This window comes from Streptomyces deccanensis (genome assembly GCF_022385335.1).
Taxonomy (GTDB): domain Bacteria; phylum Actinomycetota; class Actinomycetes; order Streptomycetales; family Streptomycetaceae; genus Streptomyces; species Streptomyces deccanensis.
In genome coordinates this window covers 5,157,961-5,176,555 of sequence record NZ_CP092431.1, presented here as the reverse complement: position 1 = coordinate 5,176,555, position 18,595 = coordinate 5,157,961, and the positions used below count along the sequence as shown (strand labels likewise).

The window sequence follows — 18,595 nt, the reverse complement described above, 5'->3', positions numbered from 1 at the left end:
GCTCATCCTTACGGATGGGCGGGGCGATTGGTTCCCTTCGGGACCTTGTGAACCTTTCGGGGTCCGGTCCCGGTGGAGAACCGTTGATGCTCGACCGAGCGCTGGCCCCTGGGGCTCAGCCCTGGCGCGTCTCGACGACGACCGACTCGATGACGACGTCGTTGACCGGACGGTCGGTGCGCGGGTTGGTCTGGGCGCCGGCGATGGCGTCCACGACCTTCTGGCTGGCCGCGTCGACGACCTCACCGAAGATGGTGTGCTTGCGGTTCAGCCATGCCGTCGGGGAGACGGTGATGAAGAACTGCGAGCCGTTGGTGCCCGGTCCGGCGTTGGCCATGGCCAGCAGGTAGGGCTTGTCGAAGGCGAGGTCCGGGTGGAACTCGTCCGCGAACTGGTAGCCGGGACCGCCGGTGCCGTTGCCCAGCGGGTCACCGCCCTGGATCATGAATCCACTGATCACCCGGTGGAAGACCGTGCCGTCGTAAAGCTTGTCCGTGGACTTCTGGCCGGTGGCCGGGTTGGTCCACTCACGCTCGCCCTGGGCGAGCTCGACGAAGTTACGGACCGTCTTGGGCGCGTGGTTCGGCAGCAGCCGCACCTCGATGTCGCCATGGTTGGTCTTCAGGGTGGCGTACAGCTGCTCTGCCACGATCTGCCTTCCGTTGTCCTTTGTGACTCCCCCGATCCTCGCACGGACGACGCCGTCCGTCCCCCGACGCCCACGCTCTTGTACGGCGGTCGCACGGAAAACCGGCCGAGTACCCCCGGTACCGGCGCGCTTCGCGTCGATCCGTGGCATTGTCGGCCCTGTCGTGGACAAGTTCCCGTTGTCCCGCATTCATCCTCTATTGCACGTGACCGGATTCATGAGCGGCTCCTGTCGATGATCGGCGGGGGGCGAGTACATGACCCGGATGCCCGCCCGCACATGCCCCGGAGCGCTCCGAGAGGCATGATCCCCAAAAGGGTGGAAAGTCGAATTACGTACGCCACCGAGGAGGAGGATCCCGTGACCCGCATCGACAGCGTGCGCGCCGCGACCGGCTCGGCGAAGGACAGCGTGCTGCACGCCGCGGAAGTGGTGGCGCCCTACGCCGACACGGCCAAGGACAAGGCCTCGCACTACGCGCAGGAGGCACGTGTACGACTCGCGCCGAAAGTGTCGCAGGCCGCGGAACAGGCACGCGTCCAGTACGGCGCCCATGTCGTCCCGCGCTTGGAGCAGGCTCGCACGCATGTGCCGCCGAAGGTCGACCACGCGGCCCACGAAGCCGCCGCACGCACCCGCAAGGCGGCCCGCCAGGCCGCCGACTACTCCCGTCCCCGTATCGAACAGGCCGTGGCCGCAGCCGGCCCGGTTCGCGAGGAGGCCACCGCCCGCAGTGTCGCGGCACTGGCCGCACTGCGTGGGCAGGTCTCGCCGAAGCAGATCCAGCGGCTGGTGCGCAAGCAGCAGCGCCGGGCGAGGCTCGGCCGTGCCGCCAAGGGCGTGGCCCTCCTGGGCGTCCTGGCCGGCGGTGCCTTCGCTGCCTGGAAGTGGTGGGACAAGCAGGCCAACCCCGACTGGCTGGTCGAGCCCCCCGCCGCCACCGAGGTCTCCGACTCCGGTCGCCTGACCTCCGTGGACGGCAGCGGTCAGTCCGTCCTCGACCCCGAGGTCCAGGCCAAGCAGGCCGAGGACGAGGCCGCCGACCCGGACAACCGCCACTGACAACCGACTGAGCACCAGCTGAGCAGGGCAGCCGAGGGCGTTTTTCCCACGGCTGTCCGGGCGGAGGATGCGTGCCTTCCCGATCGGCCGTGCCCGAGGGTGCGTTCGGTGAGAAATTTTTCAACAGCCCTGTGGGGCAGAAGACTTGCGGGTCTTCTGCCCCACAGGGCTGTTTCACGTGAAACAGCAGCGCCCCTCAAAGGCCCATCACCCCACAAGCCGGAATGTATTGATCCGGTTGCGAAGGGTGACGCACACATTCGGCCGCCCACCCCTGTGACCCAGAACACTGGTTTCGCAAATGCGCACGTCGACACGTGCCATCATCCGTTGCCCCGTTCCAGCGGCGTCCTCGCGACCGAGTGCACAGATAGCGATCGCGACGAACCCCTCCCGGGGACACCACCGCCGACGTGGTTCCGGAGACAGAAAAAAGACCGGGCCGGATGTCCTACGACATCCGGCCCGGTCGATCCGCTGTGGAGCCTAGGGGAGTCGAACCCCTGACATCTGCCATGCAAAGACAGCGCTCTACCAACTGAGCTAAGGCCCCGGAAGGGAAGCGTGCGCCCGGAGAGAAGGACCACCGGGAGGCTTCGCAGACCAGAGTACCGGGTCACCCCCGGGATCTCGCAAAAAGATTGGGGGTCCCCGTGAACGACCACTCTCCGTAAGATGCTCGTCGTGGTTCGCTACAGCGAACCACGGTATTTGGGGAAGCGATGGGGAGACGCAATGGACGCCGCACAGCAGGAAGCGACCGCAAGAGCCCGGGAGCTGCAGCGGAACTGGTACGGAGAGCCGTTGGGGGCGCTCTTCCGTAGGCTCATCGAGGACCTGGGTCTCAACCAGGCCCGGCTCGCGGGGGTGCTGGGCCTGTCCGCACCGATGCTGTCGCAGCTGATGAGCGGTCAGCGTGCCAAGATCGGCAACCCGGCTGTGGTCCAGCGGGTGCAGTTGCTGCAGGACCTGGCCGGTCAGGTCGCGGACGGCAGCGTGAGCGCCGCCGAGGCGACCGAGCGCATGGACGAGATCAAGAAGTCACAGGGGGGATCGGTGCTCAGCAACACCACGCAGTCGACGACGAGTTCGGGGGCGCCCACGGTCAAGCGGGTCGTCCGCGAGATCCAGTCGCTGCTTCGCTCGGTGGCCGCCGCGGGCGACATCATCGAGGCGGCTGACACCCTCGCCCCGACCCACCCTGAGCTGGCAGAGTTCCTCCGGGTGTACGGCGCGGGCCGCACCTCGGACGCGGTGGCGCACTACCAGTCCCACCAGAACTGAGCCCAAGGCCCGGTCCCCGAAAGGGGGTTCGGCGACCGGGCCGAGGCCGAAGAGGGGGACGAGGGGTCTGTAGGCCCCTCGTGAGCACGGCTTCGTGCACGTAGGCTCCGCGCAGGAACCGGAATCAGGAACAGCGACAGAGCGGCAGGGGGACAGAAGCGGGTACAAGCTCCGAGGGAAGCCGGGCACGTGCGAGCCGGCTCCGCGGAGGCCGGCGCGAGCGCCGTGCCCTCCGCCGACGGGCAGCCAAGAGGGGAGCCGAAGGGGGAACGACGCACAGCCATGGGTGAGGTCTTCGCCGGCCGGTACGAACTGGTCGACCCGATCGGGCGCGGGGGAGTCGGCGCGGTCTGGCGCACCTGGGACCACCGCCGCCGCCGCTATGTGGCCGCCAAGGTTCTGCAACAGCGTGACGCGCACGCCCTGCTGCGCTTCGTCCGTGAGCAGGCCGTACGGATCGACCATCCGCATGTGCTCGCCCCCGCCAGCTGGGCCGCCGACGACGACAAGGTCCTGTTCACGATGGATCTGGTGGCCGGAGGATCACTGGTCAACCTCGTCAACGACTACGGTCCCCTTCCGCCCTCCTACGTCTGTGGCCTGCTCGACCAGTTGCTGTCCGGCCTCGCCGCCGTGCACGCCGAGGGCGTCATCCACCGCGACATCAAGCCCGCCAACGTGCTGCTGGAGGCCACGGGCACTGCCCGTCCCCGCCTGCGCCTGTCCGACTTCGGCATCGCCATGCGTCTGGGCGAGCCCCGCCTGACCGAGACCAACTACGTGGTGGGGACGCCGGGTTACTTCGCTCCCGAGCAGATGCTGGGCGCAGATCCGGACTTCCCGGCCGACCTCTTCGCGGTGGGCCTCGTCGCCCTGTACCTCCTGGAGGGCGCCAAGCCCGACGCCAAGGCCCTCATCGAACACTTCGCCGCCCATGGCACTCCGAAGGCGCCGAGGGGCATCCCCGAGCCGCTGTGGCAGGTCATCGCCACGCTGCTCCAGCCGGACCCCAACTCCCGCTTCCGCACCGCCACCGGCGCCCGCAAGGCCCTTGCCGCCGCCGTCGAACTGCTGCCTGAGCCGGGACCGGACGACGAGCTGGTGGAGGTCTTCGACCAACTCGGCCCGCTGCCCACGGGGTTCGCCCCCGAGGGCCCCCTGCACAGGGCATCGGGGCTGGACACGACGGGCACGAGCACCGGAACGGGGTCCGGCACGGACGGGACACCACCGCCGCCTCACCACCCGCCGACCTACGGCCCACCGCCCATGGGCCCACCGTCCCAGCCCGGGAAGGGCCCCGCGGTACCGGTACCGGTACCGCTCCCCGGAGCCGCCCCTCAGCCCCCGTACACGGCCACGGGCTCTATATCCCCGCCCCCCATGCCCACCACTGCACCGCCCCAGACCGACTTCTCAGGCTCCGGCAACACACCAGACAACGGCTCGGGCCATAACTCCGGCTTCAGCACCGGGCCCACGGACGCCGACCCTCGCACTGGTTCAGGCGCCGGCACTGAGCCAGGAACCGGTCACTGGCCCCAAGGCCCCGGCCCCGCGTCTTCGGCGTCTTCGACCCACTCCGGTCACCTGCCGCCGGAGCCGCCCGGCACCGCCGTACCACCGCGCCCCGAACGCGCCCCTGCACCCCTGCGGCCCTCCACGATGTCGGACACCGGCAGCTTCCATCTGCCTCCGCCCCAGGTGCTCACCGCCGACGCGCCGTCGCCCCAGGTCGAGCAGCACGCCCCCGGTCCTGGTCACCCACAACAACAGCCCGAGCAGCAGGCCGGTACCCGTACTCCGGCCGGGGCGGCTCCCGTCCGAACCGCTCCAGCGCAACATCCCGAACCCGCGCATGTGCCCTCCCCCCAGGCGCACCCGCCGCTGGGCCCCTCTCCGGCCCTGGCCTCGGCGGTGCAACAGCACGCGTACGCCTCTACTGGTTCATACACCGCTCGGCCCTCGCAGGTTCCACGTCGTTCCAGGGCGCTTCCCCGGCGCCGTCCCGGCCCGCCCGTCAAGGTCGTCGTCCCGGTCCTGCTGGTCGCCCTGGCCTGCTTCGCGGTGGGGTTCTGGGCACTGAGCCGACTCTGATCCCCGGGGAAGCCTGCCGATCCCGCTGCCGCCGCAGACTTGCCGACCCACAGACCCCACAGACTTGCCGACCCACAGTTCCCACAGGCTGGGCAGCGTACGGACCACTGGCCCGGTCACCCCCGGGACGACGCCCCATGCCGCCCCCGCGCGGCCGTACCGTGCCTCGGCCCTTCGGGCTCGGTGGCGGCAAACGCCCGCCTGCGGGCCACGATCGTCCACACCAGCAGCCCGAGAACCAGCAGACTCCCCGTGCCGATGCCGCCCGCCGCGACGACGGTCATGGCCAGGCGCTGGTCTTCGCTGCCCGAGGAGTTCCCGGAGCCCTCCCCCTCGCCGGAACTTCCCGTGTCCCCCTCGTCACCACCGCCCCCCGCGCCACCCTCCAGCGTCTCCCCCGTGGTGCCGTCCTCGGCGGCCTCCCGGTCCCCCTCGGTGACCTCGAATACCCCACGCGGTTCGGAGGCTCCCAGGTATCCCGGCCCGGCTCCTGCAACACCCTCGAGCCGCACCCGCAGCGTCAGCCCGATCGGCTCGTCACCGAACCGGGCGGCGACCGGCGCCCCGAGATGCAGTGCCAGGTAGTACCAGCCCGCGAACCGCATCCCGCCCACTTCCTCCCCAGGGGCGAAACGGTTCTCGTACGCGACGGGCGGAAGCGGGTCCAGGGCGACGGACTGTTGGTCGCCCCTGTAGATGGCTGTCCTGTCGTCCACGAGGCCGCGTACGGGGTTGTAGAGCGACATGACGAACGCGTTCCCCACATAGCCGTCGCCCTCGGTCGTGCTGCCCAGCTCGGCCGTGGCGTGCAGCTGCTGTCCCCAGCCGACGGGCACCTTGTAGAAGAGCGTCTCCCCGGCTCTGATGCCGACCTCGTCCTGCCAGACGCCCTGCGCGAGGGGACTTGCCGTGGCGAAGCCGCTCCCGCCCCGCCGGGGCTCAGGGTCACCGGACACGGCATCGGGCGAGGCGGAGTTCCAGCTCTGAGGGGCGGTCGTCGGACCGCCCTTGGTTATGGCGGGCTCCGAGACGAAGCCGAGCTCCAGCCCCCACTCCTCCGACGCGTCTTTCGAAGGCGACCCCACCCCCGAGTCCGAAGCCGAACCGGAACCCGCGCCCGAGCCCGAGCCCGAAGCCGATCCCGTACTACCCCCCGGACCGGCCCCGGTCACCGAACCGACCCGCTCGACGACGACGTAGTACACCCCGGCCCCCTGGCACATGTACTCGTCGCGGCCGACCTCCCGCGAGGCCCAGGCGGTGACGGGGTGCCCGCTGCGGGTCGGTCCGAAGCGGGCGGTCTCGTAGGAGCAGCGATGTGCGTCGGCGTCCTGCAGGGACACCCTGACCCCGTCCGCAGAGCCGACCGCCGCTCCCGCCTCGGGGACGGCCGTGGCCGAGACGTACGCGTTGGCGGCGGCGCCGAGATCGAGGCGGAAGTACAGCTTGTCGCCCGGTCCGATGGAGCTCCGGTAGGTCTTGCCGGCCGCCAGCCGCACGGCTCCCGTGCTGTCGGAGGCGCCCTCGACCGTGCTCGCGTCCTCGGCGTAGGAGTACGGGGTGGGCGCGTCGGCCGCTGCGGCGGGCCCGGGCTGCGCCGTCGTCACGCACAGGGCGGCTCCCACGGCCGCCCCAGCTCGCCACCAGACCGTGCGCCGCCCCATCAAGCGCCACCCCCCGTCGTAGACCGTGATTCCGGGGCCCCACCAGCGTGAGCGCGGCCCCGAACGCGCCCATCCTGCCGGGCCGTGCGCGCCGATGCGCGTGTTCCTGGGCAGAGGCGGCTGAAAACGGCTGCTACCGGGACCGATGCCTTGCTCCTGCAAGCACATCGTTCACGAAGGCGAATCAAAGCCTGCCGGAATGTCGGCAAATGTGCCGGAAGAGCAGAGAGGAACCCCCGAGCGACACAAAACCCCGACCGCAAGGCGGCCGGGGTCTGCTCTGAGACTGATGTCGATGTTCACGAACCCGTGGGCACGGAGTCAGTCGCCTCCGTCCACAGATCCTGCTCGGCGCGATCCGCCTGGATCTGGCGGTACACGAGGAGCCCGCCGATGGCGGCCAGTGCGACCAGGAGAAGCTTCTTCACCGCGCGACCTCGTCTTTCCTTGACGTAGGGGACCTCTGGCGCCCGACTATACACACCGACCGATACCGATCGGTGACCTGCGTCGGGACCCCAACTCCCGCAGGGAAGGCCGCAGTAGAACCGGACGCCACTGTTCCGATCGCAGGCTCATCACACAGATCCATCACATCTCGCACACCTCGGCGGATCCCATGGATCTCGGCCTGCCGCAACTCCTCAGACCTCCTTGCACCCATCCGAGTGGTGTTCATCCGAAGATCGACGCGCCATGGACGTCGGTCCAGGATTTCGGAGCCCACATACACATCATGAGGAAAGTACGCAAATCGCCCAACCCGAAAGTGAGGGGCCATGGCCCAGAACAAGGTCATGAAGCTGTGGACCGCCATCGTCACCGCCTTCCTCGCGCTGTGCACGGCGCTCGGACTCGTCACGACCACGGCCTCGGCCGCGGTACAGCAGACCGAGACCACCCGCAACTGCGCGGCACTCGCGACGACCCCGGCGATGCCCCTCCCGGTCCGGCCCCACGATCGCGCCCTGCCCCCCACGATGAAACAGCGCATCCGCGCCGAGGCCCACGGCTCCTCCCCCTCCTGCCGCCACCGCACGGCCCTGGACACGGCCACGGACACCGCCACGAACGTCACAGGCCGGGTTGCCGCCCCGGAAGCACCTCTCCCGCAGGCCGAGCATCCAGGCGCACCGCTCCAGCGCTGATCCCCTGCAGGAAAACATCCACCCAGCGGCGATCTTGCGTACGACGCCCGGTAGAAGAGCCTAAACAACGAAGACCCTCAGCCAGAGGCGGCTGAGGGTCTTTCGGTGCGTGGAACGCGTCGAGCACGGTCCTTGAGATGTCCCGGGACCACCAGCCCACGGGATGCGGAGATCACCAGCCCACAGGATGCAGGGACCACCGGCCCCGCAGGATGTACCGGGACCACCGGTCAAGAGAGCAAGTCGTCTGTTCCGACACCTTGTTGGTGAGACTCCCTACGTACCACCCGACGACAGCAAAGACCCCCAACCGCTACCGGTTGGGGGTCTTCTGTCTGGTGGGGCTAACAGGATTTGAACCTGTGGCCTCATCCTTATCAGGGATGCGCTCTAACCAACTGAGCTATAGCCCCGCCGCGCTCTGCGGTGTGTGTCCCGCGCGCTGACTCCTGAAGATTAGCGCACGACGTGGGCAGTCCCAAAATCGATACCCGCGGGGCCACCGCGACGCGGTGAGCCTCGCTTACTCGTCCTCGGCGAGCGTCAGCTCGATGCCGCCCACGAAGCCCGCAGAGAGGTTGTAGATGAAGGCGCCGAGGGTGGCCAGGGCGGTGGCGAGGACGACGTCGATGACGGCGATGATCGTGGTGAAGATCAGCACGTTGGGCAGCGACAGGAACGCCTGCAGATCGAATCCGTTGGACTCGTTCGAACCGGTCGCCTCGGAGATGGTGGCGCCGACCGTCGAGAACACACCCATCGCGTTCATGACCATCCACAGCACCGCGGCCGCGACGACCGTGCAGATACCGAGGGCGATGGAGAGCAGGAAGCTGACCTTCATCACGGACCACGGGTCCGCCTTGGACACCCGCAGCCGCGCCTTGCGCGTGCGAGGGGTCGTGCGCGCCCCCGTCCGGGGCTTGCGGGAAGCCTCCGGGGCCGGCGCGTAGGCCTGCGGCGGGTGGTAGGGGCCCGCCTGCTGCTGCGACTGCCGCTCACCCGGCAGCGCGGAGGCAGCGGCCTGGGCCGGGGCCTGAGGCTGCGGCTGGGGCTGCGCCTGTGCCGGAGCCTGACGGCCGGATCCGCCCTGAGCCGCGGCCGGACTGCCGGACGCGGGCTTCGGGGTCTGCGGACCACGGGTGTCCGTCACGGTTCCCCCCTGGGGTCCGGGCTTCTCCGACGCGGGCGCGGCCGCATCCTTCGCGTCCGACTTGATGGCCTTCAGTTGGGTCGTGTGCGTGTCCATCGCACGCGCGGCGGAGCCACGGCCGCCGCCGTCCGCCTCCGACCCGGTCGAAGTGCCGGCCGAAGTACCGGACGATCCCGCGCCCGTGGCTCCGCTCACGCTGACTCACTCCTCGTGCTACTCGGACGAGGGCGCCTCACCCTCGTCCGTACCGGTCGTCACGGCGTCCTCGGCGGACTCGTCCACGGCAACGTCGCCGTCGACCTCCTCCGCCTCCCGCCCCGCCTCGGCGTTCCGAGCGATGCCGACGACGGCATCGCGCTTGCCCAGGTTGATCAGTTGGACGCCCATGGTGTCACGGCCGGTTTCCCTGATCTCGTTGACTCGCGTACGAATCACACCGCCCGACAGCGTGATGGCGAGGATCTCGTCGGTCTCCTCGACCACCAGCGCGCCGACGAGCGATCCGCGGTCCTCGACGATCTTGGCGGCCTTGATGCCGAGGCCGCCGCGACCCTGGACGCGGTACTCGTCGACGGCGGTCCGCTTCGCGTACCCGCCGTCTGTGGCAGTGAACACGAACGTACCGGGTCGAACAACATTCATCGAGAGCAGCTCGTCTCCCTCACGGAAACTCATGCCCTTGACACCCGAGGTGGCACGGCCCATGGGCCGCAGCGCCTCGTCCGTCGCCGTGAAGCGGATCGACTGTGCCTTCTTGCTGATCAGAAGGATGTCATCCTCTGCCGATACGAGTTCGGCTCCGATCAGTTCGTCATCGGAACCGTCCTCCTTCTCACGGAGGTTGATCGCGATGACGCCGCCGGAACGGGGCGAATCGTAATCCTTCAGAGGCGTCTTCTTCACAAGTCCGCCCTTGGTGGCGAGCACCAGATAGGGCGCGGCCTCGTAGTCGCGGATCGCGAGGATCTCAGCAATGGCCTCGTCCGGCTGGAAGGCCAGCAGGTTGGCGACGTGCTGTCCACGCGCGTCACGCCCGGCGTCCGGCAGTTCGTAGGCCTTGGCCCGGTACACGCGGCCCTTGTTGGTGAAGAACAGCAGCCAGTGGTGGGTCGTGGACACGAAGAAGTGGTCGACGATGTCGTCTTCCTTGAGCTTCGTGCCGCGTACGCCCTTGCCGCCGCGCTTCTGCGCCCGGTAGTCGACCGTCTTGGTGCGCTTGACGTAGCCGCCGCGCGAGACGGTGACGACGATGTCCTCCTCGGCGATGAGGTCCTCGATGGACATGTCGCCGTCGTAGGGGACCAGCATCGTCTTGCGGTCGTCGCCGTACTTCTCGACGATCGCGGCGAGTTCCGCGCTGACGATCCCGCGCTGGCGCACGGGGGAGGCGAGGATCTCGTTGTACTCGCGGATCTTGGCCTGGAGTTCGTCGTGCTCCTGGATGATCTTCTGGCGTTCCAGGGCGGCCAGGCGGCGCAGCTGCATCTCGAGGATGGCGTTGGCCTGGATCTCGTCGATCTCCAGGAGGTCCATCAGGCCCGTGCGCGCGATGTCGACGGTGTCGCTGCGCCGGATCAGCGCGATGACCTCGTCGATGGCGTCCAGGGCCTTCAGCAGGCCGCGCAGGATGTGTGCCCGCTCCTCGGCCTTGCGCAGCCGGAACTTCGTACGGCGGACGATGACCTCGATCTGGTGCGTCACCCAGTGGCGGATGAACGCGTCCAGGGACAGGGTGCGCGGCACGCCGTCGACCAGGGCCAGCATGTTGGCGCCGAAGTTGGTCTGCAGGTCGGTGTGCTTGTACAGGTTGTTCAGCACGACCTTGGCGACCGCGTCGCGCTTCAGGACGATGACCAGGCGCTGGCCCGTACGGGACGACGTCTCGTCGCGGACGTCCGCGATGCCGCCGATCTTGCCGTCCTTCACGAGGTCGGCGATCTTCTGCGCGAGGTTGTCCGGGTTGACCTGGTACGGCAGCTCCGTGACCACCAGGCACTGCCTGTTCTGAATCTCCTCGACCTCGACGACCGCGCGCATCGTGATGGAGCCGCGGCCCGTGCGGTACGCCTCCTCGATGCCCTTGCGGCCGACGACCAGGGCGCCGGTCGGGAAGTCGGGGCCCTTGATGCGCTCGATCAGCGCGTCCAGGAGGTCCTCGTGGGAGGCCTCGGGGTTCTCCAGGTACCACTGGGCGCCTGCCGCGACCTCGCGGAGGTTGTGCGGCGGGATGTTGGTCGCCATACCGACCGCGATGCCCGCCGAGCCGTTGATCAGCAGGTTCGGGAAGCGGGCCGGCAGGACGGTCGGCTCTTGGGAGCGTCCGTCGTAGTTGTCCGTGAAGTCGACGGTCTCCTCGTCGATGTCACGGACCATCTCCATCGACAGCGGCGCCATCTTGCACTCGGTGTAGCGCATGGCCGCCGCCGGGTCGTTGCCCGGCGAGCCGAAGTTGCCGTTGGAGTCCACCAGCGGCATCCGCATCGACCACGGCTGCGCGAGGCGGACCAGCGCGTCGTAGATCGAGGAGTCACCGTGCGGGTGGTAGTTGCCCATGACGTCACCGACGACGCGGGCGCACTTGTAGAAGCCCTTCTCGGGCCGGTAGCCGCCGTCGTACATGGCGTACAGGACGCGGCGATGGACGGGCTTGAGACCGTCGCGTACGTCGGGCAGCGCGCGGGACACGATGACGGACATCGCGTAGTCCAGGTACGAGCGCTGCATCTCCGTCTCGAGCCCGACGGGCTCGATGCGCACGGTCGTCTCGCCGGCGTCGTCAGGCGTGACGGGGGGGTTCTCGTCGGCCATTGCTGGTGGGGATCCTTCCTGGTGCGGTCAGCTGAGACCGACTCAGATGTCGAGGAAGCGGACGTCCTTGGCGTTGCGCTGGATGAACTGGCGCCGGGCCTCGACGTCTTCACCCATGAGCACCGAGAACAGCTCGTCGGCCTGGGCGGCGTCGTCCAGCGTGACCTGCCCGAGGACGCGGTGGTCCTGGTCCATGGTCGTGATGCGCAGTTCCTCGGCGTTCATCTCGCCGAGACCCTTGAAGCGCTGGATCGAGTCCTCCCGGACGCGCTTGCCGTTCTGCCGGCCGAGTTCGATCAGGGCGTCGCGCTCACGGTCCGAGTACGCGTACTCGAAGTCGTCCCGGCCCCACTTGATCTTGTAGAGCGGGGGACGCGACAGGAACACGTGCCCGGCCTCGACCAGCGGCCGCATGAAGCGGAACAGGAAGGTCAGCAGCAGCGTGTTGATGTGCTGGCCGTCGACGTCGGCGTCCGCCATGAGAATGATCTTGTGATAGCGGAGCTTCTCGATGTCGAAGTCCTCGTGGACCCCGGTGCCGAACGCGGAGATCAGCGCCTGGATCTCCTGGTTCTGCAGGATCTTGTCGATCCGCGCCTTCTCGACGTTGAGGATCTTGCCGCGGATCGGGAGGATCGCCTGGTACTGCGGGTTGCGGCCGGACTTGGCCGAGCCGCCGGCGGAGTCACCCTCGACGATGAAGATCTCGCACTTGGTGGGGTCGTTCGACTGGCAGTCGCTCAGCTTGCCCGGCAGGGACGCCGTCTCCAGCAGGCCCTTGCGGCGGGTCAGGTCACGCGCCTTGCGGGCCGCCACGCGCGCGGTGGCCGCCTGGATGGACTTGCGGATGATGTCCGCGGCCTCGACCGGGTTGCGGTCGAGCCAGTCCGTCAGGTGCTCGTGGACGACCTTCTGCACGAAGGTCTTGGCCTCCGTGTTGCCCAGCTTGGTCTTGGTCTGGCCCTCGAACTGCGGCTCGCTCAGCTTGATCGAGATGATCGCGGTCAGACCCTCGCGGATGTCGTCACCCGTGAGGTTGTCGTCCTTCTCGCGGAGCAGCTTCTTGTCGCGCGCGTAGCGGTTGATCAGACCGGTCATCGCGGCACGGAAGCCCTCTTCGTGCGTACCGCCCTCGTGCGTGTGGATGATGTTGGCGAAGGAGTACACACCCTCGCTGTAACCGCTGTTCCACTGCATCGCGACCTCGACGGACAGGGCCTTGTCCTTGTCCTCGGCCTCGAAGTCGATGACGGACGGGTGCACCACGTCCCCCTTGCGGGAGTTGAGGTGCTTCACGAAGTCGACGATGCCGCCCTCGTAGTGGTACGAGACCGTCTTGACCTCGTGCTTCTCGTCCTCACCGGCCTCGTCCGCCCCGGCGGTGGCCTTAGCGGACTCACGCTCGTCGGTGAGGTTGATCCGCAGGCCCTTGTTGAGGAACGCCATCTCCTGGAAGCGCCGCGACAGCGTCTCGAAGGAGTAGTGGGTGGTCTCGAAGATGTCCGGGTCGGCCCAGAAGGTGACCGAGGTGCCGTGCTCCTCGGTGGCCTCGTGCTGGGCGAGCGGGGCGGTCGGGACGCCCAGCTTGTAGTCCTGCGTCCAGCGGTAGCCGTCGGTCTTGACCTCGACGGCGACCTTCGTCGACAGGGCGTTCACCACGGAGACGCCGACGCCGTGCAGACCGCCGGAGACCGCGTAACCGCCGCCGCCGAACTTGCCGCCCGCGTGCAGGACGGTCAGCACGACCTCGACGGCCGGCTTGCCCTCGGAGGGCACGATGCCCACCGGGATGCCGCGGCCGTTGTCGACGACCCGGACACCGCCGTCGGGAAGGATCGTCACGTCGATGGTGTCCGCGTGGCCGGCCAGCGCCTCGTCGACGGAGTTGTCCACGACCTCTTGCACGAGGTGGTGCAGGCCGCGCTCACCGGTCGAGCCGATGTACATGCCGGGCCGCTTGCGGACCGCGTCCAGCCCTTCGAGGACGGTGATGGCACTGGCGTCGTACGCCGAGGGCGAGGCCTCGGCCGTTCCGGCCAGGGCCTCGGTGGACGGGATGTTCTCGTTGGGGTTGCCGGAATCGGCCACGAAGCGCCCTTTCTGGCACAGCACAAGCCAGGCTCTTGGCGGGTTTGCCGGAGCGGCTGCGGCATGTTGCGGTGGAAGCCTTTGTCAGCGTTGCACAGTGTTTCCGAAGCGGTCCCCACGAATGGGGCGGGATTAGCTTCCAGTCTACCGGTAGCGCCGACAGTGATGGGGGTTTGCCGGTACCTGAGTCCGCATGTGCCGCCCTGAACCGGTCTCTCCCGACTCCCCATATGCGGAGCGGGGCTCCAAGAGGCTCACAGCGGCACTCAGCGCTTCCGGGTGTCAACCCTTTGCTACTCCCGGGTCAGGTCGATGTTCGCATCCGCATGCGAACGTCCGCGCCGGAGCGCGAGACGTCGACGCCCGGTACCGGAAGGCTCCCTCACGGGGCTTTTGGGTGTGACTACGGTCACTCGTAGAAGTCGCCGGACCCGCTGCTTCTAGGCGCCCGCAACGGGCCGTAGCGGCGCGGAGCACCGCCGGGCATCTGCACCTTGATCTGCCGGACCGTGCCGTGTCCCAGATCCTCGTTGAGCCGGGCGACCAGGTTCGGCGCGAGCCGGCGCACCTCGGTCGCCCACACCGGGGACTCGCACTGCACGATCAGGACACGCTCGTCCTCGTCGTACTTGAGCGGTACGCACTGAGCGGCGAGCTTCTCGCCGACGATCTGCGGCCAGCGCCCCATCACACCGCCCACCGCGGCGGGCGCCTCCCAGCCGCGCTCGGTGATCAGCCGGTTGATGGCAGGGCCGAGCGGCATGGGGTCGCGGCCGTCGGCCCGCGCGCCCGAGCGCAGCCCGCCGCCCCGCCGTGCCTGCTTCTGCTGCTGGGTGGCTTCGCCACGCGCGCGTGCGGCCTCCTTCGCGGCGCGCAGCGCCACGCGCGCGAGGTCCACACCGGAGGGCTCGGGCGGCTCGGGTGTTCCCTCGGATCCGCTCATACGCGCTCCACCGTCCCGCCGGACACGGCGTACCGCGTCCCCGTCAGTACGTCCGGTACGTCGTCGTCGACCGCGGCGGTCACCAGGACCTGCTCGCCCGGCGCGACCAGCTCCGCCAGGCGCTCCCGCCGACGCGTGTCCAACTCGGCGAAGACGTCGTCGAGGACCAGCACCGGCTCGTTGCCCTCGGCCCTCAGCAGGTCGTAGGAGGCGAGCCGCAGCGCCAGGGCGTACGACCAGGACTCGCCGTGGGAGGCGTAGCCCTTGGCCGGCAGCTGACCGAGCTTGAGGGTCACATCGTCCCGATGCGGTCCCACGAGCGTGACGCCCCGCTCGATCTCCTGCTTCCGGCTCTCGGTGAGGGCCTCCGTCAGCTGCTCGTACAGCTCCTCGCGCGCGTGACCGACGAGGCCGGGCGAGGAGGGTTTGTACTCCAGCGCGACCGGGCCGCCGCCGGGTGCCAGCTGCTCGTACGCCTTGTCGGCGAGCGGCTGGATCGCGGCGACCAGATCGAGGCGCTGGGCGAGCAGCTCGGCGCCCACGCGCGCGAGGTGCTGGTCCCAGACGTCGAGCGTGGACAGGTCCATGGAACGGCCGCCGTGCCGGCGGGCCAGCGCGGCCGTCTTGAGGAGGGTGTTGCGCTGCTTGAGGACCCGCTCGTAGTCGGAGCGCACCCCCGCCATGCGCGGGGCCCGCGCGGTGATCAGTTCGTCGAGGAAGCGGCGCCGCTCGCCGGGGTCGCCCTTGACCAGCGCGAGGTCCTCCGGCGCGAACAGCACCGTGCGTACGATGCCGAGCACATCGCGCGGCCTGACCTGCGAGGACCGGTTGACGCGGGCCCGGTTGGCCTTGCCGGGGTTCAGCTCCAGTTCGACCAGCTGCTGCCGTTCGCCCTGCCGCACCTGGGCCCGGATCACCGCGCGGTCGGCGCCCATGCGGACCAGGGGCGCGTCCGACGAGACCCGGTGGCTGCCCAGGGTCGCGAGATAGCCGACGGCCTCGACCAGGTTCGTCTTGCCCTGCCCGTTGGGGCCCACGAACGCGGTGACGCCCGGGTCGAGCGGGACCTCGACCCGGGCGTACGAGCGGAAGTCGGCCAGCGACAGGTGCGTGACGTGCATGGTCGGGTGCCGACCTCCCCCAGGGTTGTGGACCACCGTGCGGTCCTGTGGACGACTTCTCGTCGACCGTAGTGTGGTCGCTCTCGTCTTCTGTGCCGTGCGTTGCTTCGTGCCGTGGACTACTTCTTCTCGACCGCGTGGCCGCCGAACTGGTTCCGCAGCGCCGCGATCATCTTCATCTGCGGCGAGTCCTCCTGGCGCGACGCGAACCGCGCGAAGAGCGATGCCGTGATCGCGGGCAGCGGCACGGCGTGGTCGATGGCAGCCTCCACGGTCCACCGGCCCTCGCCGGAGTCCTGCGCGAAGCCCTTCAGCCCGTCCAGGTGCTCGTCCTCGTCGAGGGCGTTCACCGCCAGGTCGAGGAGCCAGGAGCGGATGACCGTGCCCTCCTGCCACGAACGGAACACCTCGCGGACGTCCGTCACCGAGTCGACCTTCTCCAGGAGCTCCCAGCCCTCGGCGTAGGCCTGCATCATCGCGTACTCGATGCCGTTGTGGACCATCTTCGCGAAGTGGCCGGCGCCGACCTTGCCGGCGTGCACCGCGCCGAGGTCGCCCTCGGGCTTCAGCGCGTCGAAGACCGGTCGTACCTTGGCGACGTTCTCCGCGTCACCGCCGTACATCAGCGCGTAGCCGTTCTCCAGGCCCCAGACGCCGCCGGAGACACCGCAGTCGACGAAGCCGATGCCCTTGGCCGCCAGCTCCTCGGCGTGCTTCTCGTCGTCGGTCCAGCGGGAGTTCCCGCCGTCCACGACGACGTCGCCGGGCTCCAACAGCTCGGCCAGCTCGTCGATGGTTGACTGGGTGGCGGCCCCGGCCGGGACCATCACCCACACGACCCGCGGGCCCTGGAGCTTGCCCACAAGCTCTTCGAGGCTGTGGATATCGGCGAGGTCCGGGTTCCGGTCGTATCCGATGACGGTGTGGCCGGCGCGGCGTATCCGCTCGCGCATGTTGCCGCCCATCTTGCCGAGGCCGACGAGACCGAGCTCCATCAGTTGTTCCTTAGGTTGCGACGTGGCAGGAGGGCACCTGAACTGCGTACCCACGCACGAGCCTAAACCCGGACGCTCACGCACACCTGTGGGCATACCCGCTCATAAGTACACCCCCACCTGCGGCTTCGTGCCGAGGGCCCGGTGATCCACCGGGCCCCACAGCGCTGTGGACAACCGCTGCCGCTCGGCCGCGGCGGAGTCCGGCCGGTCAGCCGCTGAGCCGCACCGGCATGATCAGGTACTTGTAGGCCTCGTCCGCCTCGGCGTCCACGGCCGGCTTGCCGCTGAGCAGCGCGGGCTTGGTGGACGTCGTGAACGACAGCTGGGCCACCGGGGAGTCGATGGCGCTCAGGCCGTCCAGCAGGAACGTGGGGTTGAAGGCGATCGAGATGTCGTCGCCGTCCAGCTGGGCGTCGACCCTCTCCACAGCCTGTGCGTCGTCGCTGGAGCCGGCCTCCAGGATCAGCACACCCTGCTCGAAGCTCAGGCGCACCGGGGTGTTCCGCTCGGCGACCAGGGCGACACGCTTGACGGCCTCCACGAAGGGGGCGGTCTCGATGACGGCCACGCTGTTGAACTCCGTCGGGAACAGCGTGCGGTACTTCGGGAGGTCGCCCTCCAGCAGGCGCGTGGTGGTACGACGGCCCGCGCCCTCGAAACCGATCAGGCCCTCGCCGGAGCCCGAGCCGGAGAGCGCCAGGATGACGCTGTCGCCGCTCGTGAGGGCCTTGGCGGTGTCCAGGAGCGTCTTGGCGGGCACCAGGGCGACCGCGGACGCTTCGGGGTTCTCCGGCTTCCACAGGAACTCGCGGACCGCGAAGCGGTAGCGGTCGGTGGAGGCCAGCGTGACCGTGTCGCCCTCGATCTCGATGCGCACGCCGGTGAGGACGGGCAGCGTGTCGTCGCGGCCGGCGGCGATGGCCACCTGGGCGGCGGCGGAGGCGAAGACCTCGCCCGGGACGGTGCCCGTGGCGTTCGGCATCTGCGGCAGCGCCGGGTATTCCTCCACAGGCAGTGTGTGGAGCGTGAACCGCGAGGAGCCGCAGACCACCGTCGCCCGTACACCGTCTGTGGAGATCTCCACAGGGCGGTTGGGGAGGGCGCGGCAGATGTCGGCGAGGAGGCGACCGGAGACGAGCACCGTGCCCTCCTCGTCGACCTCGGTCTCCACGGACACCCGTGCGGAGACCTCGTAGTCGAAGCTGGAGAGGCTCAGCTGGCCTTCCTCGGCCTTCAGAAGGAGGCCGGCGAGGACCGGCGCCGGCGGACGGGCCGGGAGGCTGCGCGCCGCCCAGGCAACTGCCTCCGCGAGTACGTCGCGTTCCACCCGGATCTTCACTGTTGCCGCCTCCTGCTGTTGCCGGCGTTCTCGCCCTGCCTGGCTTCGTCGTCTGTCTCGGTGTCGCTGGCTCCTGTGACGGGAAGGACACCGGGGACCAGTCTGACGCACACCACTGACACTCGGAGCCTCTCGGGGTCAAGTCGTGACGAGGCGCGGTCAGGCAGCCGAGAGCGAGTTGTGCACAGGACCCACTTCGAAACGGATTCCCAGCTCTCTCTAGTTGGGAGTAGTAGTAGGG

At 69.0% G+C, this 18,595-nt stretch carries 14 protein-coding genes and 2 tRNA genes; 4 read left to right on the top strand and 12 right to left on the bottom strand.

Annotated elements, in window-relative coordinates; translation table 11 throughout:
• Positions 1-115: 115 nt before the first annotated feature.
• Positions 116-649, bottom strand: a complete 534-nt coding sequence (locus tag L3078_RS23085) for a peptidylprolyl isomerase (RefSeq protein ID WP_220647674.1) — start codon at positions 647-649, stop codon at positions 116-118.
• Positions 650-1,009: 360 nt separating this feature from the next.
• Here L3078_RS23085 and L3078_RS23080 point away from each other — a divergent pair, with 360 nt between their 5' ends.
• Entirely contained in the window at positions 1,010-1,711 is a 702-nt protein-coding gene (locus tag L3078_RS23080; protein WP_239755862.1) for a DUF5324 family protein, read from the top strand.
• 480 nt (positions 1,712-2,191) lie between these two features.
• Here the strand turns inward: L3078_RS23080 and L3078_RS23075 are convergent.
• Positions 2,192-2,264, bottom strand: a tRNA-Ala gene (locus L3078_RS23075).
• 182 nt (positions 2,265-2,446) lie between these two features.
• On the opposite strand from L3078_RS23075, the gene L3078_RS23070 reads away from it, so the two are divergent.
• Both L3078_RS23070 and L3078_RS23065 read left to right on the top strand, forming a co-directional pair.
• Entirely contained in the window at positions 2,447-2,995 is a 549-nt protein-coding gene (locus tag L3078_RS23070; RefSeq protein WP_033530590.1) for a helix-turn-helix domain-containing protein, read from the top strand.
• Between the two features lie 282 nt (positions 2,996-3,277).
• Complete coding sequence (locus L3078_RS23065) at positions 3,278-5,092, top strand: serine/threonine-protein kinase (RefSeq protein ID WP_239755861.1); 1,815 nt, start codon at positions 3,278-3,280, stop codon at positions 5,090-5,092.
• A 116-nt stretch (positions 5,093-5,208) separates the two neighbouring features.
• Here L3078_RS23065 and L3078_RS23060 read toward each other — a convergent pair whose 3' ends face one another.
• Positions 5,209-6,756 (bottom strand): hypothetical protein, encoded by a 1,548-nt coding sequence (locus L3078_RS23060; protein ID WP_239755860.1) that lies wholly within the window; start codon positions 6,754-6,756, stop codon positions 5,209-5,211.
• A gap of 299 nt (positions 6,757-7,055) precedes the next feature.
• A complete protein-coding gene (locus L3078_RS23055; RefSeq protein ID WP_003999697.1) occupies positions 7,056-7,184 on the bottom strand; it encodes a DLW-39 family protein in 129 nt (42 codons plus the stop codon).
• A gap of 351 nt (positions 7,185-7,535) precedes the next feature.
• Here L3078_RS23055 and L3078_RS23050 point away from each other — a divergent pair, with 351 nt between their 5' ends.
• Positions 7,536-7,904: a DUF6344 domain-containing protein gene (locus L3078_RS23050; protein ID WP_239755859.1), complete on the top strand. Its 369-nt coding sequence runs from the start codon at positions 7,536-7,538 to the stop codon at positions 7,902-7,904.
• A gap of 336 nt (positions 7,905-8,240) precedes the next feature.
• Here the strand turns inward: L3078_RS23050 and L3078_RS23045 are convergent.
• The 8 genes from L3078_RS23045 to dnaN all read right to left on the bottom strand — a co-directional run bounded on the left by L3078_RS23045 (position 8,241) and on the right by dnaN (position 18,354).
• Positions 8,241-8,317 (bottom strand) — tRNA-Ile (locus L3078_RS23045).
• Between the two features lie 110 nt (positions 8,318-8,427).
• On the bottom strand, positions 8,428-9,252 hold the full coding sequence (locus L3078_RS23040) for a DUF3566 domain-containing protein (RefSeq protein ID WP_239755858.1): 825 nt from the start codon (positions 9,250-9,252) through the stop codon (positions 8,428-8,430).
• Between the two features lie 18 nt (positions 9,253-9,270).
• On the bottom strand, positions 9,271-11,865 hold the full coding sequence (gene gyrA, locus L3078_RS23035) for a DNA gyrase subunit A (RefSeq protein ID WP_239755857.1): 2,595 nt from the start codon (positions 11,863-11,865) through the stop codon (positions 9,271-9,273).
• Between the two features lie 42 nt (positions 11,866-11,907).
• Positions 11,908-13,977, bottom strand: a complete 2,070-nt coding sequence (gene gyrB, locus L3078_RS23030; RefSeq protein WP_275593163.1) for a DNA topoisomerase (ATP-hydrolyzing) subunit B — start codon at positions 13,975-13,977, stop codon at positions 11,908-11,910.
• Between the two features lie 385 nt (positions 13,978-14,362).
• Positions 14,363-14,896: a DciA family protein gene (locus tag L3078_RS23025; protein ID WP_086797717.1), complete on the bottom strand. Its 534-nt coding sequence runs from the start codon at positions 14,894-14,896 to the stop codon at positions 14,363-14,365.
• Positions 14,893-16,017 (bottom strand): DNA replication/repair protein RecF, encoded by a 1,125-nt coding sequence (gene recF / locus L3078_RS23020; protein ID WP_239755856.1) that lies wholly within the window; start codon positions 16,015-16,017, stop codon positions 14,893-14,895. Before recF ends, L3078_RS23025 begins: the two co-directional genes overlap by 4 nt.
• 119 nt (positions 16,018-16,136) lie before the next feature.
• Positions 16,137-17,012: a phosphogluconate dehydrogenase (NAD(+)-dependent, decarboxylating) gene (gene gnd / locus L3078_RS23015; RefSeq protein WP_239755855.1), complete on the bottom strand. Its 876-nt coding sequence runs from the start codon at positions 17,010-17,012 to the stop codon at positions 16,137-16,139.
• Between the two features lie 211 nt (positions 17,013-17,223).
• Complete coding sequence (dnaN, locus tag L3078_RS23010; protein ID WP_239755854.1) at positions 17,224-18,354, bottom strand: DNA polymerase III subunit beta; 1,131 nt, start codon at positions 18,352-18,354, stop codon at positions 17,224-17,226.
• Positions 18,355-18,595: the final 241 nt, after the last annotated feature.

Coding starts and splice junctions, on each gene's coding strand:
- L3078_RS23050 (WP_239755859.1), top strand. CDS start 7,536: ATGGCCCAGAACAAGGTCATGAAGCTGTGGACCGCCATCGTCACCGCC.
- gnd (WP_239755855.1), bottom strand. CDS start 17,012: ATGGAGCTCGGTCTCGTCGGCCTCGGCAAGATGGGCGGCAACATGCGC.
- L3078_RS23060 (WP_239755860.1), bottom strand. CDS start 6,756: ATGGGGCGGCGCACGGTCTGGTGGCGAGCTGGGGCGGCCGTGGGAGCC.
- L3078_RS23070 (WP_033530590.1), top strand. CDS start 2,447: ATGGACGCCGCACAGCAGGAAGCGACCGCAAGAGCCCGGGAGCTGCAG.
- L3078_RS23065 (WP_239755861.1), top strand. CDS start 3,278: ATGGGTGAGGTCTTCGCCGGCCGGTACGAACTGGTCGACCCGATCGGG.
- recF (WP_239755856.1), bottom strand. CDS start 16,017: ATGCACGTCACGCACCTGTCGCTGGCCGACTTCCGCTCGTACGCCCGG.
- L3078_RS23025 (WP_086797717.1), bottom strand. CDS start 14,896: ATGAGCGGATCCGAGGGAACACCCGAGCCGCCCGAGCCCTCCGGTGTG.
- gyrA (WP_239755857.1), bottom strand. CDS start 11,865: ATGGCCGACGAGAACCCCCCCGTCACGCCTGACGACGCCGGCGAGACG.